This is a genomic window from uncultured Brachybacterium sp. (genome assembly GCF_947500705.1).
GTDB lineage: Bacteria > Actinomycetota > Actinomycetes > Actinomycetales > Dermabacteraceae > Brachybacterium.
Map to the genome: position 1 here is coordinate 1 of NZ_CANMSY010000006.1, position 18,615 is coordinate 18,615.

The window sequence follows — 18,615 nt, forward strand, 5'->3', positions numbered from 1 at the left end:
TGGGCGTGCGCACGTCCCTGCCCATCTTGTTCGTCGGGCCCCCCCTCTGCCCCCCCCCCCCCCCCCCGGCCCCCCCCCCCCCCGCCCCCCCCCCCCCCCCCCCGGGGGGGGGGGGGCCCCCCCCCGGGGCCCCCCCGCCGCCGCGTCTCGCATCCTGACTGGTGTGACCGCATGGCGGACAGCGGTTTAAGCTGTCCCGGTACCCGTCGCCCCCGAGGATGCGTGCGACGACAACCATCCTTACCGGAGGAGTTCCCGTGACGCGTCCCGTCGTGCTCATCGCAGAAGAGCTGTCGCCCGCGACCGTCGAGGTCCTGGGGCCGGACATCGAGGTCAGGAATGTGGACGGCACCGACCGTCCCGCCCTGCTGGCGGCGGTCCGGGAGGCCGACGCCCTCATGGTCCGCTCGGCGACCCAGGTCGACGCCGAGGTCTACGCCGCGGCGAAGCAGCTGAAGGTCGTCGCGCGCGCCGGGGTGGGGCTGGACAACGTCGACGTGCCCGCTGCGACCAGCGCAGGCGTCATGGTCATCAACGCCCCGACCTCGAACATCACCTCCGCCGCCGAGCTGGCGGTCGCACTGATCCTGGCCTCGCTGCGCAATCTCGGCCGTGCCGACGCCTCGGTGAAGGCCGGGAAGTGGGAGCGCAAGCAGCTCACCGGCGTCGAGCTGCTGGGCAAGACGGTCGGCGTGGTGGGCTTCGGTCGCATCGGTCAGCTGGTCGCCGAGCGGCTGCGGCCCTTCGGTGTGCACCTGCTGGCCTACGACCCGTATGTCAACCATGCCCGGGCCGCCGAGCTCGGCGCACGGGTGGTCGAGCTCGACGAGCTGATGGCCGAGGCGGATGTCGTCACCGTCCACATGCCGAAGACCCCCGAGACCACGGGCCTGATCGGCGCCGAGCAGTTCGCGCTCGCCAAGCCCTCCCTGCACGTGGTCAACGCCGCCCGCGGCGGACTGATCGATGAGGAGGCCCTGTACGAGGCGCTCTCCTGCGGCCAGATCGCCGGTGCTGCGCTCGACGTCTACAGCTCCGAGCCGCCGTCGGCCTCCGAGACCGCGAAGCGACTGCTCGAGCTCGGGACCATCACCCTCACCCCGCATCTCGGAGCGTCCACCGCCGAGGCCCAGGAGAAGGCCGGCGTCGCGGTCGCGAAGTCCGTGCGCCTGGCCCTGGCCGGCGAGCTGGTCCCGGACGCGGTCAACGTCGCCGGGGGCGCGATCGACGACCTGGTGCGCCCGGGCGTGGCGCTGGCCGACCGGCTCGGCCAGCTGTTCACCTCTCTGGCGGGGGAGTCCCCCGAGCTGCTCGACATCGAGGTGCACGGCGAGATCGCCTCGCGCGATGTCACCGCGCTGAAGCTCTCCGCGCTGCGCGGTCTGTTCCGCTCCGTGGTCACCGAGCAGGTCAGCTATGTCAACGCCCCGGTGCTCGCCGAGGAGCGCGGCATCGCCGTGCAGCTGGTCACCGATGAGAACTCCGAGCGCTTCCGCAACGTCATCACCCTGCGCGGCACCCTGCGCGATGGCACCGTCGTCACCGTCTCCGGCACCCTGAGCGGAGTGGACCAGGAGCACAAGCTCACCGAGGTCTTCGGCCATGCCCTGGACGTCGCGATGAGCGACCACCTGCTGATCATCCGCTACGAGGACGGCCCGGGCCTGATCGGCAAGTACGGGCTCCGCCTCGGCGAGGCCGGGGTCAACATCGCCGGGATGCAGGTCTCCCGCGCAGGTCACGCCCGCGGCGCCGAGGCTCTGGTGGTCCTCAACCTCGACGAGTCCGTGAACCGCGAGTTCGCCGAGGAGCTCGGCGCTGCGATCGATGCGCGCTCCATCCACGCCGTCGATCTCGTCTACTGATCGCTTGTCGAAGAACCGGAGTCCTGTCATGAGCACCCCCAGCACCGCTGTCCCGTCGTCCGTCCTGAAGCTCGCCGTCATCGAAGGGGACGGCATCGGCCAGGAGGTCGTCCCCCAGGGCCTGCGCGCCCTGCGCGCCGCCCTCGAGCCCGTCGGCGTCACCGTCGAGACCACCGATTTCGACCTCGGGGCGGGCCGCTGGCATCGCACCGGTGAGACCCTCACCGACGAGGACATGGCACGCCTGGCGGAGCATGACGCGATCCTGCTGGGCGCCGTCGGCGATCCGGGCGTGCCCTCGGGCGTGCTCGAGCGGGGCCTGCTGCTCAAGCTCCGCTTCGCCTTCGACCATTACGTGAACCTCCGCCCCACCAAGCTCTACCCCGGCGTCGTCTCGCCCCTGTCGGATCCCGGGGAGATGGACTTCGTCGTGGTCCGCGAGGGCACCGAGGGCCCCTACGTCGGCAACGGCGGCACGCTGCGGGCCGGTACCGAGCTGGAGGTCGCCACCGAGGTCTCCCTCAACACCGCCGTCGGCGTCGAGCGCGTGGTGCGCTATGCCTTCGCACAGGCCGAGGCGCGGGGCAAGAAGCTCACGCTGGTCCACAAGCACAACGTGCTGGTCCACGCCGGTCACCTCTACCGCCGCATCGTCGAGCAGGTCGGCGCCGAGCACCCCGAGGTCACCGTGGACTACGCCCACGTGGACGCCGCGATGATCTACCTCGCCACCGATCCGTCCCGCTTCGACGTCATCGTCACCGACAACCTCTTCGGTGACATCGTCACCGACCTCGCCGCCGCGGTGGGCGGCGGGATCGGTCTCGCCGCGAGCGGCAACATCAACCCCACCGGCGCCTTCCCCTCGATGTTCGAACCGGTCCACGGCTCGGCCCCCGACATCGCCGGCAAGGACCTCGCCGATCCCACCGCCACGGTGCTCTCGGTCGCGCTGCTGCTGGACCACCTGGGGCATGTCGAGCCGGCGGCCGCCGTACGCGCCGCGGTCGAGAACGACCTCGCCGCCCGCGCCGACTCCGAGGAGCTCTCCACCCGCGGCACCGTGCAGATCGGCGACGACCTGGTCGCCGCGATCTCCGGGCGCTGAGCGCCCGACCCTGACACACTGACCCTGCCCCCTGCAACGAGGAGAAACCCGTGAGCGCGCTCGACTTCACCCGCACCAGCACCACTCGCCGCATCGGCGACGACGAGCGCGCGCAGATCCTCGCCGATCCGGGCTTCGGCCAGCACTACACGGACTTCATGGTCCATGCCCGCTGGACCGCCGAGCGCGGCTGGGGCGATGCAGAGGTGGTGCCCTTCGGTCCGCTGCAGCTCTCGCCCGCCGCCGCGGTGCTCCACTACGGCCAGGAGATCTTCGAGGGTCTCAAGGCCTTCCGCCACGCCGACGGCTCGGTGTGGACCTTCCGTCCCGAGGCCAACGCCGAGCGCATGCAGCGCTCCGCCCGCCGGCTCGCACTGCCCGAGCTGCCGGTGGAGGACTTCCTGGCGTCGCTCACGGCGGCCACCGCCGCCGACGAGCCGTGGGTGCCCGAGGCCACCAGCGAGGAGTCGCTGTACCTGCGGCCCTTCATGTTCGCGAGCGAGGAGTTCCTCGGTGTGCGGGCCTCCCGCACGGTCGACTACTACGTGATCTCCTCCCCGGCGGGCCCGTACTTCCCGCGGGGCGTGCAGCCGCTGATCGTGTGGATCACCGACGAGTACGCACGCGCCGGGGCCGGCGGCACCGGCGCGGCGAAGTGCGGTGGCAACTACGCCTCCTCGCTGCTGGGAAAGAACGAGGCTGCCGAGCAGGGAGCCGACGAGGTGCTCTTCCTGGACTCCGAGACCCACACCAGCATCGATGAGCTCTCCGGGATGAACGTCTTCGCGATCACCCGCGATGGCCGTCTCCTCACCCCGGCGCTGACCGGCTCGATCCTCGAGGGCGTCACCCGTTCCTCGATCCTGGCTCTGGCCACCGATCGCGGTCTCGAGGTGATCGAGCAGCGCCTCGTGATGAGCGAGGTGCTCGAGCAGCTCGGCAGCGGCGAGATCACCGAGATGTTCGCCTGCGGCACCGCCGCGGTCATCAACCCGATCGGAGAGTTCCGTGCCAAGGGCGGTTCCTGGACCGTGGGCGACGGCGGCTCCGGCGAGGTCACCCTGGCCCTGCGCAAGGAGCTCACCGACATCCAGTACGGCCGGATCCCGGACCGTCACGGCTGGCTGACCCGACTGGTGTGAGGACTCGATGACCATCACCGCCGCCTCCGAGGCGACTGCTCCCATCCCGTCGTTCCACCTCTACGACACGACTCTGCGCGATGGCTCCCAGCAGGAGGGCCTCACTCTGTCGGTCACGGACAAGCTGGCCGTGGCCCGCCATCTCGATGAGCTCGGGGTGAGCTACATCGAGGGCGGCTGGCCCGGTGCCGTTCCGCGGGACACAGAGTTCTTCGCCCGTGCCGCCGGCGAGCTCGAGCTGCGCAATGCGCGGCTCGCCGCCTTCGGCGCGACCCGCAAGGCCGGCGTCGCCGTGGGGGAGGACCCCCAGGTCGCAGCTCTGGTCGACTCCGGTGCACCCACCATCACCCTGGTCGCCAAGTCCGACCTCCGGCACGTCACCGGTGCCCTGCGCACCACCGCCGAGGAGAACCTCGCCATGGTGCGGGACACGGTGGAGCATCTGGTGGGGCTGGGCCGCGAGGTGTTCGTCGACGCCGAGCACTTCTTCGACGGTTTCCTGCACGAGCCCGAGTACACGACCTCCGTGCTGCTCGCCGCCCATGAGGCCGGGGCCGCAGTGATGGTCCTGTGCGACACCAACGGCGGGATGCTCCCGCACCAGGTCACCGAGATCATCGAGCAGCTCCGCGACCGGCTGACGGCCGCTGGGGCGCAGGACGCCCGACTCGGCGCCCACATGCACAACGACACCGGCTGCGCGGTCGCCAACGCGATCTCCGCGGTGCGCGCCGGGATCACCCACGTCCAGGGCTGCATCAACGGCTACGGCGAGCGCACCGGCAACGCCGATCTGGTCACTCTCATGGCCGACCTCCAGCTGAAGATGGGGATGGACCTCGTCCCGGCGGAGACCTTCGCCGAGACCACGCGCATCGCCCACGCGATCGGGGAGATCGTCAACATGCCGGTGAATGCTCGAGCCCCTTACGTCGGCGCGAGCGCCTTCGCCCACAAGGCCGGCCTGCACGCGAGCGCGATCAAGGTGGATCCGGACCTCTATCAGCACACCGATCCCCGGGCGATCGGCAATGACATGCGCATGATCATCTCCGACATGGCCGGCCGCGCCTCCATCGAGCTCAAGGGCCGTGAACTCGGATTCGACCTGACCGGCCGCCCCGAGCTGCTCTCGCGCCTCGCCACGACCGTCAAGCAGCGGGAGGCGGTCGGCTACTCCTATGAAGCCGCGGATGCCTCCTTCGAGCTGCTCCTGCTCGACGAGCTCGGGCGCGCGCCCAGCTACTCGACCGTGGAGTCCTGGCGGGCCACCACGCAGCTCGGCCGGGACGGCACTCTCGAGTCCGAGGCGACCGTGAAGCTGGTCGCCGGCGGGGAGGGCCGACGTCGCCGTGAGGTCACGATGTCCGAGGGCAACGGCCCCGTCAACGCCCTGGACCTCGCCCTGCGGGCTGCGCTGCGCGAGCACCACCCGGAGATCGATGACTTCGAGCTGCGCGACTTCAAGGTCCGAATCCTCGATGCTCAGCACGGCACGGACGCCACCACCCGGGTGCTGGTGCGCACCTCCGGGCGGGGGCTCGAGTTCCAGACCGTCGGTGTGGGCCCCAATGTCATCGAGGCCTCCTGGGAGGCGATCTACGACGCGTTCACCTACGGGCTGTACAAGTCCGGGGTCTGAGCACGGGTTCCGTGGTCCGTGCCCGGTTCGAGCGCTAGGCTGGGTGCATGACGACCTACGTGCTGACCGCCATCGGAGACGACCGCCCGGGCCTCGTCGCCGCCCTCGCCGCCGCTGTCGACGAGCAGGGAGGCAACTGGGTCGACAGCCAGCTCGCCCTGCTCGCAGGGAAGTTCGCCGGCATCGTGCAGGTGGACCTTCCCGATGAGCGCGTCGGTGCCTTCCTGGAGTCCCTTCCGGCTCTCGCCGATGAGGTGGGACTCGCGGTCGAGGCGACTGCGGGAGCACCGGAGGGGCGGGCGACGACCCCGCACCGGGCGCTGCGCCTGCATCTGCTGGGTCAGGACCGCACCGGGATGGTCCGCGAGGTGACCTCCGCACTGCGCTCGCAGGGCGCCACCATCGACGGGCTGCGCAGCTGGACCCGGGAGGCGCCGGAGGGCGGCGGCATGCTGTTCGAGGCGGAGGCCGAGCTGCGACTGCCCACTGCGGCCGACGAGGGTGACGTCCGGGACGCGCTCGAGACGATCGCCGCCGAGCTGATGGTCGACCTGGAGCTCGACGCCGCGGAATGACCGTGCAGCGGCCATGATTACGTGACGCCAGCATTGCTGAATTCATTTTCAGGAGATCGACTTCGCGACGCACGCCCATAAACTCGGGGAAACGCAGTTGATCTTCCAAACCACTGCTTTCCGGGACCGAAGTCCCCTAATCTGGAGTCATGGGTCGAGGACCCTGAGCGGGTGCAGAGAAACCCCAGCCGCGAGTCCTCGGACGCTCCTCGATCCATGTACTCGCCCTCGAACGTGGAGAATCGACGATGACCGCGTCCCCCAGTACCACCACCATCCCCAGCACCACGGTGCCCCCTGGCGCCTGGCGCGCACTTGCCCTTGTCACGCTCGGTTTCGGCGTGAACTTCTGGGCCTGGGCGCTGCTGAGTCCGCTCGGCCCGGTCTATGTCGAGAGAGGCCTGGCCTCCGACGCGTCCCTGATCGTCGCGATCCCGGTGCTGGTCGGTTCCCTCGGTCGCATCGTGATGGGCGGGCTCACCGACAGGCTCGGCGGGCACCTGATGTTCCCGGTGGTCTCGCTGATCACCGCCATCCCCGTGCTCTTCGTCGGGTTCATCGGCCAGTACACGTTCTCCACCCTGATTCTCGGCGGATTCTTCCTCGGCATCGCCGGCACCACCTTCGCGATCGGCGTGCCCTATGTGAACTCCTGGTTCCCGCCCGCCAAGCGCGGCATGGCCACCGGCCTGTACGGCGTGGGCATGGGCGGCACCGCCATCAGCGCCTTCACCACCGTGCCGCTGGTGAACTCGGTCGGTGACGCCGCCCCCTTCGTGCTCACCGCGATCGCCCTGGTGCTCTACGCGGTGATCGCCTGGCTGTTCATGCACAACGCCCCCACCTGGGAGCCCTCCCGCAAGAACATCGTCGCCCAGTCGCTGTCGGTCATGAAGCTCAAGGTGACCTGGCAGGCGTGCTACCTGTACGCGCTGTCCTTCGGCGGCTACGTCGCGTTCTCCGTCTTCCTGCCCACCATGCTGCAGAACTGGTACGGACTCGAGGCCACCGACGCCTCCTTCAGGATGGCCGGCTTCGTGATCGTCGCCGTGATCATGCGCCCCCTCGGCGGCACCCTCTCGGACCGCCTGGGAGCGTCGAACACACTGCTGGTCTCCTACATCGCGGTCGCGCTGGCCGCGCTCACCCTGGCCTTCCAGCCCGACCTGATGCCGGTCGGCACGGTGGCGTTCATCGTGATGGCCGCCGGCCTCGGTCTCGGCTCCGGAGCGGTGTTCGCCCTGGTCGCGCAGACCAGCGATCCCTCGGTGGTCGGCTCCGTGACCGGATTCGTCGGCGCCGCCGGGGGGCTCGGAGGTTTCGTGCCCCCGCTGGTGATGGCGGCCATCCATTCCGACAGCGGCAGCTACTCGCTCGGCATCGTCCTGCTGCTGCTGGCGACGGTCGGCGCCATCGTGGTGACGCTGTTCGTCGCCCGTGGCGCCCGTGCGTCCGCCGAGGAGAAGCTCACCGTCTCCCGATGACCCCTGTGTCCGCCCTCGTCCCTCGTCGCACCGCACCCCTCATCTCCAGGAGGAGCACCCCATGACCATCCAGGACCGCCAGGCACCGAAGAACAGCCCAGCCAAGGCCGCCGGGATCGACTCCCCGTTGTTCGATGCCCTCATCGGGGCGCGCAAGATGTTCTCCCGCTCGGAGAAGATCAGCGAGGACAACCGCGAGACGCACAAGGTGGGCGGGCGCAGCGGCGACTCCTTCTACCGCGAGCGCTGGAGCCACGACAAGGTCGTGCGCTCCACGCACGGCGTGAACTGCACCGGGTCCTGCTCCTGGAAGGTCTACGTCAAGGACGGTGTGATCACCTGGGAGTCGCAGGAGACCGACTATCCCTCGGTGGGTCCGGACAAGCCCGAGTACGAGCCGCGCGGCTGCCCCCGGGGCGCCTCGTTCTCCTGGTACACCTATTCGCCCACCCGGGTGCGCTACCCCTACGTGCGCTCCGAGCTGCTGCGTCTGTATCGCGAGGAGAAGGCCAAGGCACCCGGCCACGACCCGGTCGAAGCCTGGAAGGCGATCGTCTCCGATCCGAAGAAGGCGATGCGCTACAAGCGGGCCCGCGGCAAGGGCGGGCTCGTCCGAGCAACCTGGGACGAGGTCGTCGAGCTGGTCGCCGCCGCGTACGTCCACACGGTCAAGGAGTACGGCCCGGACCGGGCCACCGGCTTCTCCCCGATCCCGGCGATGAGCCAGGTCTCCTTCTCCTCCGGGGCCCGTTTCCACCAGCTGATCGGCGGCTCCATGCTGTCCTTCTACGACTGGTACGCCGATCTTCCCCCCGCCTCCCCGCAGGTCTTCGGCGACCAGACCGATGTGCCGGAGTCCGGTGACTGGTGGGACGCCGCCTATCTCATCATGTGGGGCTCCAACGTCCCCCTGACCCGCACCCCCGACGCCCACTGGATGACCGAGGCCCGCTACCGAGGGCAGAAGGTCATATCGATCGCCCCCGACTACGCCGAGTCGGTGAAGTTCGCCGACGAGTGGCTCGCCCCGCATCCCGGCACCGACGCGGCGCTGGCGATGGCGATGGGCCACACCATCCTGAAGGAGTTCTACGTCGAGAAGCAGGTGCCCTACTTCGAGTCCTACTCGAAGCAGTACACCGACCTGCCCTTCCTGGTCCAGCTCGAGCGGCGCGAGGACGGCACCCTGGTGCCCGGCAAGTTCCTGGTCGCGAGCGAGGCAGGGGAGCACCGCACCGCGGAGGCCGCCACCGAGCACGCCGACTTCAAGCCCATGTTCTTCGATCTCGCCCGCGGCGACGTCGCCGTCCCGAACGGCACCCTCGGCCACCGGTTCTCCGCCGACGGCGAAGGCCGCTGGAACCTCGAGCTGGGCGATCTCGACCCGGCGCTCTCGCTGCTGGGCCACCACGAGGGCGTCGCCGAGGTGCTGCTGCCGCGCTTCGACACGGCCGGCCAGGGTGGCCGCGGGGATGTGCCCCGCGGGGTGCCGGTGCGCACGGTCGACGGTCGCATCGTCACCACCGTCTTCGACCTGCTGCTGGCCGAGTACGGCGTGGGCCGCGAGGGCCTGCCCGGACAGTGGGCCACGGGGCTCGACGACGCGGACGCGCTGTACACCCCGGCCTGGCAGGAGTCCATCACCGGAGTGCCCGGCCAGGCCGCGGCGCGCATCGCCCGTGAGTTCGCGCAGAACGCGATCGACTCCGGCGGACGCTCGATGATCATCATGGGCGCGGGCACCAACCACTGGTTCCATTCCGACACCATCTACCGCTCCTTCCTCACCCTCACCAACCTGTGCGGCACCCAGGGGGTCAACGGTGGCGGCTGGGCCCACTACGTCGGCCAGGAGAAGGTCCGGCCCATCACCGGCTGGTCGCACCTCGCCAATGCCCTGGACTGGTCGCGCCCACCCCGGCAGATGACGCAGACCACCTACTGGTACATGCATTCGGATCAGTGGCGGTACGACCGCTTCGGTGCGGACACCCTGGCCGCGACCACCGGTGCCGGAGCCTTCGCGGACATGACCACTGCCGATGCGGTCGCGCTCTCGCAGCGCCTGGGCTGGCAGCCCTTCTACCCGCAGTTCGACATCAGCTCGCTGGACGTCGCCGACCGCGCCGCCGCGGCGGGGGAGGAGACCGTCCCGTATCTGGTCGACCAGCTCAAGAACGGCGGCATCAGCTTCGCCGCCGAGGATCCGGATGCACCGCAGAACCATCCCAAGATCTGGTCGATCTGGCGGGCGAACACCCTGGGCTCCTCGGCCAAGGGCGACCAGTACTTCTTCCGTCACCTGCTGGGTGTGGACAGCTCGGTCACCGGCGAGGAGACGCCGGAGCATCTGCGCCCGCGGGAGGTGAAGTGGCATGATGAGGCGCCGATCGGCAAGGTCGATCTGATGCTCACGCTCGACTTCCGGATGACCAGCCACACCCTGCACTCGGATGTGGTGCTGCCGGCCGCGACCTGGTACGAGAAGCACGATCTCTCCACCACCGACATGCACCCCTTCGTGCACTCGTTCAACCCCGCGATCTCGAATCCCTGGGAGTCGCGGACGGACTGGGAGACCTGGGCGACGATCGCGGAGAAGTTCAGCGAGCTCGCCGAGACCCACCTCGGCACCCGCACCGACGTGGTCGCCTTCCCCCTGCAGCATGACTCGCCCGGCGCGATGGCCACCCCGCACGGCCGGGTGCGGGACTGGAAGAAGGGCGAGTGCGAGGCGGTCCCGGGCCTGACCATGCCCGCGCTGGTGGAGGTCGAGCGCGACTACACCCAGATCCACGCCAAGTACACCTCGATCGGGCCGCTCCTCGAGGAGAAGGGCATGACCACCAAGGGCCTGACCTACGACGTGAAGGAGTTCGTGGCCGAGCTCGGCGCGCTCAACGGCATCCATCGCACCGGACCCACCGCGGGCCGCCCCAAGCTGGTCACGGATCTGGACGCCTGCGAGTTCATCCTGGGGCTCTCGGGCACCACCAACGGGAAGATGGCCACCGAGGGTTTCAAGACCCTCGAGAAGCGCACCGGCGTGCGCATGCATGATCTCGCCGCCGAGCATGAGGGCAAGCGGATCCACTTCGCCGACACCAAGGCGGCACCGGTCCCGGTCATCACGAGCCCCGAATGGTCCGGGTCGGAGAGCGGCGGGCGCCGCTACAGCCCGTTCACGATCAACGTCGAGCGCAAGAAGCCCTGGCACACGCTGACCGGGCGCCAGCACTACTACCTCGACCACGACTGGATGCTGGAGATGGGGGAGGCGCTGCCGGTCTTCCGACCGCCGCTGGACATGACCGCCCTGTTCGGCGAGCAGCCGATCGGGGCGAGCGACGGCACGTCCATCTCCGTGCGGTACCTGACCCCGCACAACAAGTGGGCCATCCACTCGATGTACCAGGAGAACTTCTTCATGATGAACCTGTCCCGCGGCGGGCAGAACATCTGGATGAGCGTGCAGGACGCCGAGGCCGTCGGCATCACCGACAACGACTGGGTCGAGGTCACCAACCGCAACGGGGTGGTCTCCGCCCGCGCCGTGGTCTCCCACCGGATGCCCCCCGGCACGGCCTTCATGCATCACGGGCAGGAGCGCACGGTCAACGTGCCGCTGACCGAGCGGGACGGCAAGCGAGGCGGGATCACGAACTCCCTCACGAGGATCATGATCAAGCCCTCGCACCTCATCGGCGGGTACGCACAGCTGTCCTTCGCCTTCAACTACTACGGCCCGACAGGCAACCAGCGCGACGAGGTCACGATGATCCGCAAGCGCACCACCCCCGTCGAGTACTGAGCCCAGCGAGCGAGAAGGAGCAACGACATGCGAGTCATGGCCCAGATGTCGATGGTGATGAACCTCGACAAGTGCATCGGCTGCCACACCTGTTCGGTCACCTGCAAGCAGGCGTGGACGAATCGGTCCGGTACCGAGTACATGTGGTTCAACAACGTCGAGACCAGGCCCGGCCAGGGGTATCCCCGCGGCTATGAGGACCAGGAGAAGTGGAAGGGCGGCTGGGAGCTCGGGAGGAACGGGCGCCTGAAGCTCAAGGCCGGCGGCCGCATCACCAAGCTCATGCAGCTGTTCTCGAACCCGAAGCTGCCGGGCATCGAGGACTATTACGAGCCGTGGACCTACGAGTACGACAACCTGCTCCACGCCCCGGCGCAGCAGGACACCATCCCCACCGCGCCCCCGAAATCCCTGATCACCGGTGAGCGGATGGACATCCAGTGGTCGGGCAACTGGGATGACGACCTCGGCGGCACCTACCTGCACAAGGACAAGGACCCGATGCTCAAGGGCATCGAGGACAAGGTCCAGTTCGAGTTCGACCAGACCTTCATGTTCTACCTGCCGCGCATCTGCGAGCACTGCCTGAACCCCACCTGCGTCGCCTCGTGCCCCTCGGGCGCGATCTACAAGCGCGAGGAGGACGGCGTGGTCCTGGTGGACCAGGACGGCTGCCGCGGCTGGCGCATGTGCATCACCGGCTGCCCGTACAAGAAGATCTACTTCAACCACCAGACCGGCAAGGCCGAGAAGTGCACCTTCTGCTATCCCCGCCTCGAGCAGGGCGAGCCGACGGTCTGCGCGGAGACCTGCGTGGGTCGCCTGCGCTACATCGGCCTGGTGCTCTACGACGCGGACAAGGTCACCGAGGCCGTCTCGGTCACGGACGAGAAGGACCTCTACCGGGCCCAGATGGACGTCATCCTGGACCCGCGTGATCCCGAGGTCATCCGCGGGGCGGAGGCCGCCGGGATCCACCATGACTGGATCCTCGCCGCGCAGAACTCCCCGACCTACAAGCTGATCAAGGAATACGAGGTCGCGCTCCCGCTGCACCCCGAGTACCGCACCATGCCGATGGTCTGGTACATTCCGCCGCTGTCGCCGGTGGTGGACGTGGTCCGGGACACCGGCTACGACGCCGAGGACGCGGAGAGCCTGTTCGCCGCCATCGATGCGCTCCGGATCCCGGTGGAGTACCTCGCGAACCTGTTCACCGCGGGGGATGTCCCCACGGTCGAGCGCGTGCTCTACCGGATGGCCGCGATGCGCTCGTACATGCGTGACATCAACCTCGGCAACGCGCCCCGAGAGGGGATCGCGAACGCCGTCGGCATGGACGGCGAGACGATGCAGGAGATGTACCGCCTGCTGGCGATCGCGAAGTACGAGGACCGCTACGTGATCCCGGTGGGACACCACGAGTCCGCGCACGATCTCGAGTCCACCGGCACCGACTGCCCGCTGAACGCCCCCGGTGGCCCCGGCATGGGAATGTCCCTGCCCGAGGAGTCGATGGGGATGTCCGGTCCCGGGTTCTCGAGCAAGCGGCAGGAGAACGCCGTGGAGAAGCCCGAGGGTGTCCGGATCAACCTGCTGAACTGGGACGGCAACGGTCGGCCCGAGGGCCTGTTCCCGAGCCCCGCCGCGGGGACCGCCTGATGGGTGCCCTGGCACGGCTGCTGAGCCGACGCAGCGATCCCGGAGTAGGAGGTGTCGCGACCCTGCCCCCGCGGGGGCAGGCCACGAAGGACCTCCTGCACGCCTCCGGGATGACCACCGAGCAGCTGCGCATCACCTGGATCGCGGTCTCATGGCTGCTGACCTATCCGGATCGGGACACCATCGCCCGCTATCCCGCGGTGCGAGAGCTCGCCTGCGGACTCCCGGAGCCGACCCGCTCGGCGCTGCTGCGCACCGTGGACGTCCTCGGCGAGCGTGACGACGTCTCGGTGCAGGAGGAGTACGTCGACACCTTCGACACCCGCCGCCGCGGGTGCCTGCACCTGACCTATTTCAGCCACGGCGACACCCGCCGCCGCGGCATGGCCCTGCTGCGCATCAAGCAGGACTTCCGCGCCGCGGGTCTGGAGATCGGCAGCGAGGAGCTCCCCGATCACCTGCCGGTGGTGCTCGAGTTCGGTGCGGGCCATGATGCCGAGCGCGGGGCGAAGATCCTGCGCTCGAACCGCCCCGGCGTGGAGCTGCTGCGCCTGCACCTGGCGGACATCGACTCCCCCTGGCATGGCGCGCTGGTGGCGCTGTGCTCGACCCTGCCACCGCTGGACGCCGACGATCGAGAAGCGGTCATGAGGCTCGCCGAGGAGGGCCCCGAGGAAGAGACCGTGGGCTTGGACGGCTACGGGCTCGACGGCGACGCCGGGGACCTGGCCGGCCAGACCTTCGCCTCGAACGGCTGCGGCTCCGACGCCGCGGCGCCCGGACCTGTCCCCGTGGACCTGTTGAGAGGACGACCCTCATGAACGACACAACCACGCTCCAGCTGCTGCTGTGGGTGGTGTTCCCCTACATGGTGCTCGCCGTGTTCGTGCTCGGTCACGTGTGGCGATTCAAGTACGACCGCTTCGGCTGGACCACCCGTTCGAGCCAGATCTACGAGTCCAAGCTGCTCTCGATCGGCTCCCCGATGTTCCACTACGGGATCATCGGGATCTTCCTCGGGCACGTCGTGGGCCTGGGCATCCCGAAGTCCTGGACCCAGTTCGTCGGGATCTCCGACCACATGTATCACCTGATGGCGGTCACGATCGGTCTCGCCGCCGCGGTGGCGTGCGTGGGCGGGCTGATGATCCTGATCTACCGTCGGCGCACCAACCGGCGGGTCTTCGGGGCCACCACCGCCGGCGACAAGCTCATGTACCTGCTGCTGGCGATGACCATCCTCTGCGGGGTGCTGGCGACCGTGGTGCACACGACGTTCGGCACCTACGACTACCGCGAGGGCGTCTCGATCTGGTTCCGGCAGTTCTGGACCCTGCAGCCCTCCGTGGAGCTGATGAGCCAGGCGCCGATCTTCTTCCAGCTGCACGTCCTCAGTGCGATCGCGCTGTTCGGGATCTGGCCCTTCACCCGCCTGGTGCACGTCTTCGCGGCGCCGGTGGGCTACCTGACCAGGCCGTACATCCTCTACCGCAGCAAGGACCCCCGCAAGGAGGCCGAGCGCCGTGGCTGGGAGAAGGTGAAGTTCTGATGGCGGCGAAGCCTCCGGTGACCCTGCAGGAGGACTGGGAGAGCACCCTGCTGCCGTGGCTGGACCGCGTGGCGGAGCAGCTCGACGTGTCCTGTGTGGATCTGAATGTGGATCGGGTCCATCTGATGACGGGCGTCGTCGCGGACGCTGTTCAGCGTTCGATGGCCCCGATCTCCGCCTTCCTCGTCGGCGCGGCAGTGGCACGCGGGGCGAGCCTCGAGGAGGCATGTGCCGCGGTCGAGGTCGTGACCCGCGAGCGCACCGCCGTCTGAGGTCTGCACCGCAGGACACCTTTCCTGCACCTGGCTGAAAAGCTTGTGATCGCACTCACAACAGGTATCCTGGGGGGAGTGCGCTCCTTCTGAGCCGCTGAAGCTTTCCTCGAGAGGATGAACATGGTGAGTGCATACAAGGATGGGACTCCGCGGCCGCGCCGTCGATGGGCCCGCGCCGCCACACTGGCTGGAGGCGTTGCCCTCGGGCTCGCGCTCGCCGGAGCTGGAGCCGGAGCCGCGTCGGCGGTCGAGGTGAATCCGTGGAAGGTGAGCAGCCCGACGGTCGAAGTGAACCCCTGGGCGGTGGAAGTCAACCCCTGGTCGGTGACCAAGCCTGCGGTCGAGGTCAACCCCTGGGGCGTGAGCAAGCCTGCGGTCGAGGTCAACCCCTGGGGCGTGAGCAAGCCTGCGGTCGAGGTCAACCCCTGGTGACAGGCGACCCCCGGTAGCAGCAGACCGCGCCTGAGGCGCGGAGCACAGGAAGAAGGCCGTCGTCCCCAGGGACGGCGGCCTTCTCCGCGTGAGGACGCCGAGTGCTCGGTCATCGATGCTCAGGGACGGGTCGAGGCATCCCCGACGTGCGTGATCGCGAGCACCGGCTCGCCTGCCTCATCGGTCGCCTCGAGGTCGAGCTCCGCCTCGATCGCCCAGTCGTGGTTGCCGTCCGGATCCGCGAGCACCTGCCGGATCCGCCAGAGCTTCGACTCCTCCGTGATCTGCAGCAGCTGCGGCGACCGCGCAGGACCGTCGATCCCGACCTCGTCGTAGATGTCGTAGTACTCGTCCATCACCGTCGCCCAGCGCGACCGGTCCCAGCCGGAGCCGCCGTCGAGCTCCGCCAGGCGAGCCTCCCGCTCGAAGGCGAAATGCTCGATGCGCTGCCACATGGCGGCGCGCACCATCGTGCGCAGCACCTTGGTCTGGGCGGAGAGGCCCCGCGGGGTGGTGGGTCGGATCTCCGAGGCGCCGTCGGGGTCGGCGTCCTCCGGGTGGGTCAACGCCTCCCATTCATCCAGCAGGGAGGAGTCGATGCCGCGCACCAGCACGCCGAGCCATTCGATCAGGTCTTCGAGATCCTCGGTGCGCAGATCCTGCGGAATGGTGCGACGCATCGCCTGGTAGGCATCGGAGAGATAGCGCAGCACGATGCCTTCGGAGCGCTGAAGCCCGTAGCGCTGCACGAACTCGCTGAAGGTCTGCCCGGTCTCGTAGATCTCACGGACCACAGACTTGGGGGAGAGGTCATCGACGCGCACCCAGGGGCGGGAGCGTGCGTAGATCTCGAGCGCCGCCTCGAGGTCCTCCTCGAGCGGCTTCGGCCAGGTGACCTTGTCGAGCAGCGCCATCCGCTCGGTGTACTCGACACCGTCGGCCTTGAGCTCGCCGAGCAGCTCGCCCTTGGCGGAGTTCTGCTGCGCGAGCAGGATCTGGCGTGGGTCCTCGAGCACCGCTTCGATGATCGAGACGGTGTCCAGGGTGAGGGAGTCGGACTCCTCGTCGAGCGAGTCGATCATCGCGATCGCGAAAGGTGCCAGCGGCTGGTTCATGGTGAAGTCCAGCTGCAGGTCCTCGACCAGGGCGAAGCGGCGGCCGAGATGGTCGGGTGCGTCGAGCACCTCGATGATCTCCGCGTCCTTGAGCCCGCGGAAGATCTCGACGGCGTCCTTGACCAGCGTCAGCTTCTGCCCGGTGGTCTGATGGCTGGTCATGATCAGGTGGCGCCCGGAGCTGATCGCGTCCCCTGGCCGGGCGATCAGGGCGAGCACCATGCCGGCGGTGATCTTCAGATGCGGCCGCAGCTGCTCCGGGGCGTTCTCGACCAGCTTGGTCATCGTCGCCTCGGACCAGGAGATCGCGCCCTCCGGCACCCGGGGCTTGGGTTCCTTCTTGCGCTTCTTGGCGTTGTTGGAGACCTTGCCGGCCTGCTCTCGGAGGCGGTGCTTGGCCCGCTCCTTCTCGAACTCGATCGTCCAGACGGGTGCCTGCACCACCACATGACCGATGGTGTCGTAGCCCGCACGGCCGGCGCGACCTGCGATCTGGTGGAACTCGCGGGCGTTCAGCAGCCGCATCCGCTTGCCGTCGAACTTCGCCAGCCCGGTGAGCAGCACGGTGCGGATCGGCACGTTGATGCCGACCCCGAGGGTGTCGGTGCCGCAGATGATCTTCATCAGTCCGGACTGCGCGAGCTTCTCCACCAGCCGCCGATATTTCGGCAGCATCCCGGCGTGGTGCACCCCGATGCCCTCACGCACGAGCCTGGAGAGGATCTGCCCGAAGCCCTTCGAGAAGCGGAAGTCCCCGATGATCTCGCGGATCTGGACCTTCTCCTCGGGGGAGAGGATCTTCTGGCCCTGCAGCGCCTGTGCCTGCTCGAGGGCATCCTTCTGGGTGAAGTGGACGATGTAGACGGGGGCATCGCGGTCGGTGAGGATCGTGGTGATCGTCTCCGGCAGCGGCTCCAGCGACCAGCGGAAGTCCAGCGGCACCGGGCGAGGCGCATCGTCGATGACGGTGACATCCCGCTCGGTGCGCTCCGGGAGATCCTCGACGAAGCGCGTCACATCCCCGAGGGTCGCGCTCATCAGCACGAACTGGCAATCGGGAAGCTCGACCAGCGGCACCTGCCAGGCCCACCCGCGCTGCGAGTCGCCGTAGTAGTGGAACTCATCCATCACCGCCATGCCGACATCGCTGCCGGGTCCGTCGCGCAGCGCGTGGTTGGCGAAGATCTCTGCGGTGCACACGATGATCGGGGCATCGTGGTTGACGGCGGAGTCGCCGGTCATCATGCCCACGTTCTCGGCCCCGAACTGCGCGACCAGGTCGAAGAACTTCTCACTCACCAGTGCCTTGATCGGAGCGGTGTAGTACGACTTCTCCCCACGGGCCATCGCGGCGAAGATCGCGGCGTACGCGATCGTGGTCTTGCCGGAGCCGGTGGGGGTCGCGGCGATGACGTGGTCACCGGCGGCGATCGCCAGCAGCGCTTCCTCCTGATGCGGGTACAGGGTCCGGCCCACGGACTCCTGGGCCGCGATGAACCCGTCGACGATCGCGTCCTGTCCGGCGTCGGCGGAGCTGTCGGGCAGGAACGGCATCAGGAGGGGCATGGTCCCAGTCTGCCAGGGTGCTCGGACCCCGCCGAACGTCCCGCGGAGAGGACGGCGGTGGGCGTCACCCCGGGCGACGCACGGATCCTCCCCATGGCTCCTCCGTCCACACCCGGGCCATGGACCGCGACGCACGAGGCCTGCTGCCTCTACGGTGCGAGGATCCGGGCCGATGGGGCGCGGGGACCAGGATGGGGAGAGGCCGTGGCGGGCATCGACTGCTGCTGCTCGGCCTGCGGGCGTGACCATCCTGATACCGAGGGTGGGAAGGATGCCCCGTGGCGGGCGCTGAGCTTCCGTCGACCGGACCGGTGCGTGGCGCTCCCGCGCCACCGGCGCCGGCGGAGGTCTCCGAGGAGATGTTCCTGGACCACCAGCTGCACGACGAG

General features: G+C 68.8%; 13 protein-coding genes. 12 read left to right on the forward strand and 1 reads right to left on the reverse strand.

Annotation, left to right across the window (positions count from 1 at the left end; translation table 11 throughout):
* Positions 1–257: 257 nt before the first annotated feature.
* The 12 genes from serA to Q0937_RS11555 all read left to right on the forward strand — a co-directional run bounded on the left by serA (position 258) and on the right by Q0937_RS11555 (position 15,545).
* Complete coding sequence (gene serA, locus Q0937_RS11500; protein ID WP_299303713.1) at positions 258–1,865, forward strand: phosphoglycerate dehydrogenase; 1,608 nt, start codon at positions 258–260, stop codon at positions 1,863–1,865.
* A 28-nt stretch (positions 1,866–1,893) separates the two neighbouring features.
* On the forward strand, positions 1,894–2,973 hold the full coding sequence (locus tag Q0937_RS11505; RefSeq protein WP_299303715.1) for a 3-isopropylmalate dehydrogenase: 1,080 nt from the start codon (positions 1,894–1,896) through the stop codon (positions 2,971–2,973).
* Positions 2,974–3,023: 50 nt separating this feature from the next.
* Positions 3,024–4,115: a branched-chain amino acid aminotransferase gene (locus tag Q0937_RS11510; RefSeq protein WP_299303717.1), complete on the forward strand. Its 1,092-nt coding sequence runs from the start codon at positions 3,024–3,026 to the stop codon at positions 4,113–4,115.
* A gap of 7 nt (positions 4,116–4,122) precedes the next feature.
* Positions 4,123–5,757: a citramalate synthase gene (gene cimA, locus Q0937_RS11515; protein ID WP_299303719.1), complete on the forward strand. Its 1,635-nt coding sequence runs from the start codon at positions 4,123–4,125 to the stop codon at positions 5,755–5,757.
* Positions 5,758–5,804: 47 nt separating this feature from the next.
* A complete protein-coding gene (locus tag Q0937_RS11520; protein WP_299303721.1) occupies positions 5,805–6,332 on the forward strand; it encodes a glycine cleavage system protein R in 528 nt (175 codons plus the stop codon).
* A 248-nt stretch (positions 6,333–6,580) separates the two neighbouring features.
* On the forward strand, positions 6,581–7,816 hold the full coding sequence (locus Q0937_RS11525) for an MFS transporter (protein WP_299303723.1): 1,236 nt from the start codon (positions 6,581–6,583) through the stop codon (positions 7,814–7,816).
* Positions 7,817–7,877: 61 nt separating this feature from the next.
* Complete coding sequence (locus Q0937_RS11530; RefSeq protein WP_299303725.1) at positions 7,878–11,627, forward strand: nitrate reductase subunit alpha; 3,750 nt, start codon at positions 7,878–7,880, stop codon at positions 11,625–11,627.
* 27 nt (positions 11,628–11,654) lie between these two features.
* Complete coding sequence (gene narH / locus Q0937_RS11535; protein WP_299303727.1) at positions 11,655–13,289, forward strand: nitrate reductase subunit beta; 1,635 nt, start codon at positions 11,655–11,657, stop codon at positions 13,287–13,289.
* Positions 13,289–14,110 (forward strand): nitrate reductase molybdenum cofactor assembly chaperone, encoded by an 822-nt coding sequence (narJ, locus tag Q0937_RS11540; RefSeq protein ID WP_299303729.1) that lies wholly within the window; start codon positions 13,289–13,291, stop codon positions 14,108–14,110. Before narH ends, narJ begins: the two co-directional genes overlap by 1 nt.
* A complete protein-coding gene (narI, locus tag Q0937_RS11545; protein ID WP_299303731.1) occupies positions 14,107–14,838 on the forward strand; it encodes a respiratory nitrate reductase subunit gamma in 732 nt (243 codons plus the stop codon). The genes narJ and narI overlap by 4 nt, the downstream gene beginning before the upstream one ends.
* The gene (locus tag Q0937_RS11550; protein WP_299303733.1) at positions 14,838–15,110 is read left to right on the forward strand and encodes a DUF6457 domain-containing protein; all 273 of its coding nucleotides are present in this window, start codon (positions 14,838–14,840) and stop codon (positions 15,108–15,110) included. The genes narI and Q0937_RS11550 overlap by 1 nt, the downstream gene beginning before the upstream one ends.
* A gap of 270 nt (positions 15,111–15,380) precedes the next feature.
* On the forward strand, positions 15,381–15,545 hold the full coding sequence (locus Q0937_RS11555; protein WP_299303735.1) for a hypothetical protein: 165 nt from the start codon (positions 15,381–15,383) through the stop codon (positions 15,543–15,545).
* Positions 15,546–15,664: 119 nt separating this feature from the next.
* Here Q0937_RS11555 and Q0937_RS11560 read toward each other — a convergent pair whose 3' ends face one another.
* Positions 15,665–18,226, reverse strand: coding sequence for an RNA helicase (locus Q0937_RS11560; protein ID WP_299303737.1), 2,562 nt, complete (start codon positions 18,224–18,226; stop codon positions 15,665–15,667).
* Between the last annotated feature and the right edge of the window lie 389 nt (positions 18,227–18,615).

Excerpts from the sequence above, each read along its gene's own strand:
- Q0937_RS11505 (WP_299303715.1), top strand. The coding sequence starts at position 1,894 with ATGAGCACCCCCAGCACCGCTGTCCCGTCGTCCGTCCTGAAGCTCGCC.
- cimA (WP_299303719.1), top strand. The coding sequence starts at position 4,123 with ATGACCATCACCGCCGCCTCCGAGGCGACTGCTCCCATCCCGTCGTTC.
- Q0937_RS11520 (WP_299303721.1), top strand. The coding sequence starts at position 5,805 with ATGACGACCTACGTGCTGACCGCCATCGGAGACGACCGCCCGGGCCTC.
- Q0937_RS11525 (WP_299303723.1), top strand. The coding sequence starts at position 6,581 with ATGACCGCGTCCCCCAGTACCACCACCATCCCCAGCACCACGGTGCCC.
- Q0937_RS11530 (WP_299303725.1), top strand. The coding sequence starts at position 7,878 with ATGACCATCCAGGACCGCCAGGCACCGAAGAACAGCCCAGCCAAGGCC.
- narH (WP_299303727.1), top strand. The coding sequence starts at position 11,655 with ATGCGAGTCATGGCCCAGATGTCGATGGTGATGAACCTCGACAAGTGC.
- narJ (WP_299303729.1), top strand. The coding sequence starts at position 13,289 with ATGGGTGCCCTGGCACGGCTGCTGAGCCGACGCAGCGATCCCGGAGTA.
- narI (WP_299303731.1), top strand. The coding sequence starts at position 14,107 with ATGAACGACACAACCACGCTCCAGCTGCTGCTGTGGGTGGTGTTCCCC.
- Q0937_RS11550 (WP_299303733.1), top strand. The coding sequence starts at position 14,838 with ATGGCGGCGAAGCCTCCGGTGACCCTGCAGGAGGACTGGGAGAGCACC.
- Q0937_RS11560 (WP_299303737.1), bottom strand. The coding sequence starts at position 18,226 with ATGCCCCTCCTGATGCCGTTCCTGCCCGACAGCTCCGCCGACGCCGGA.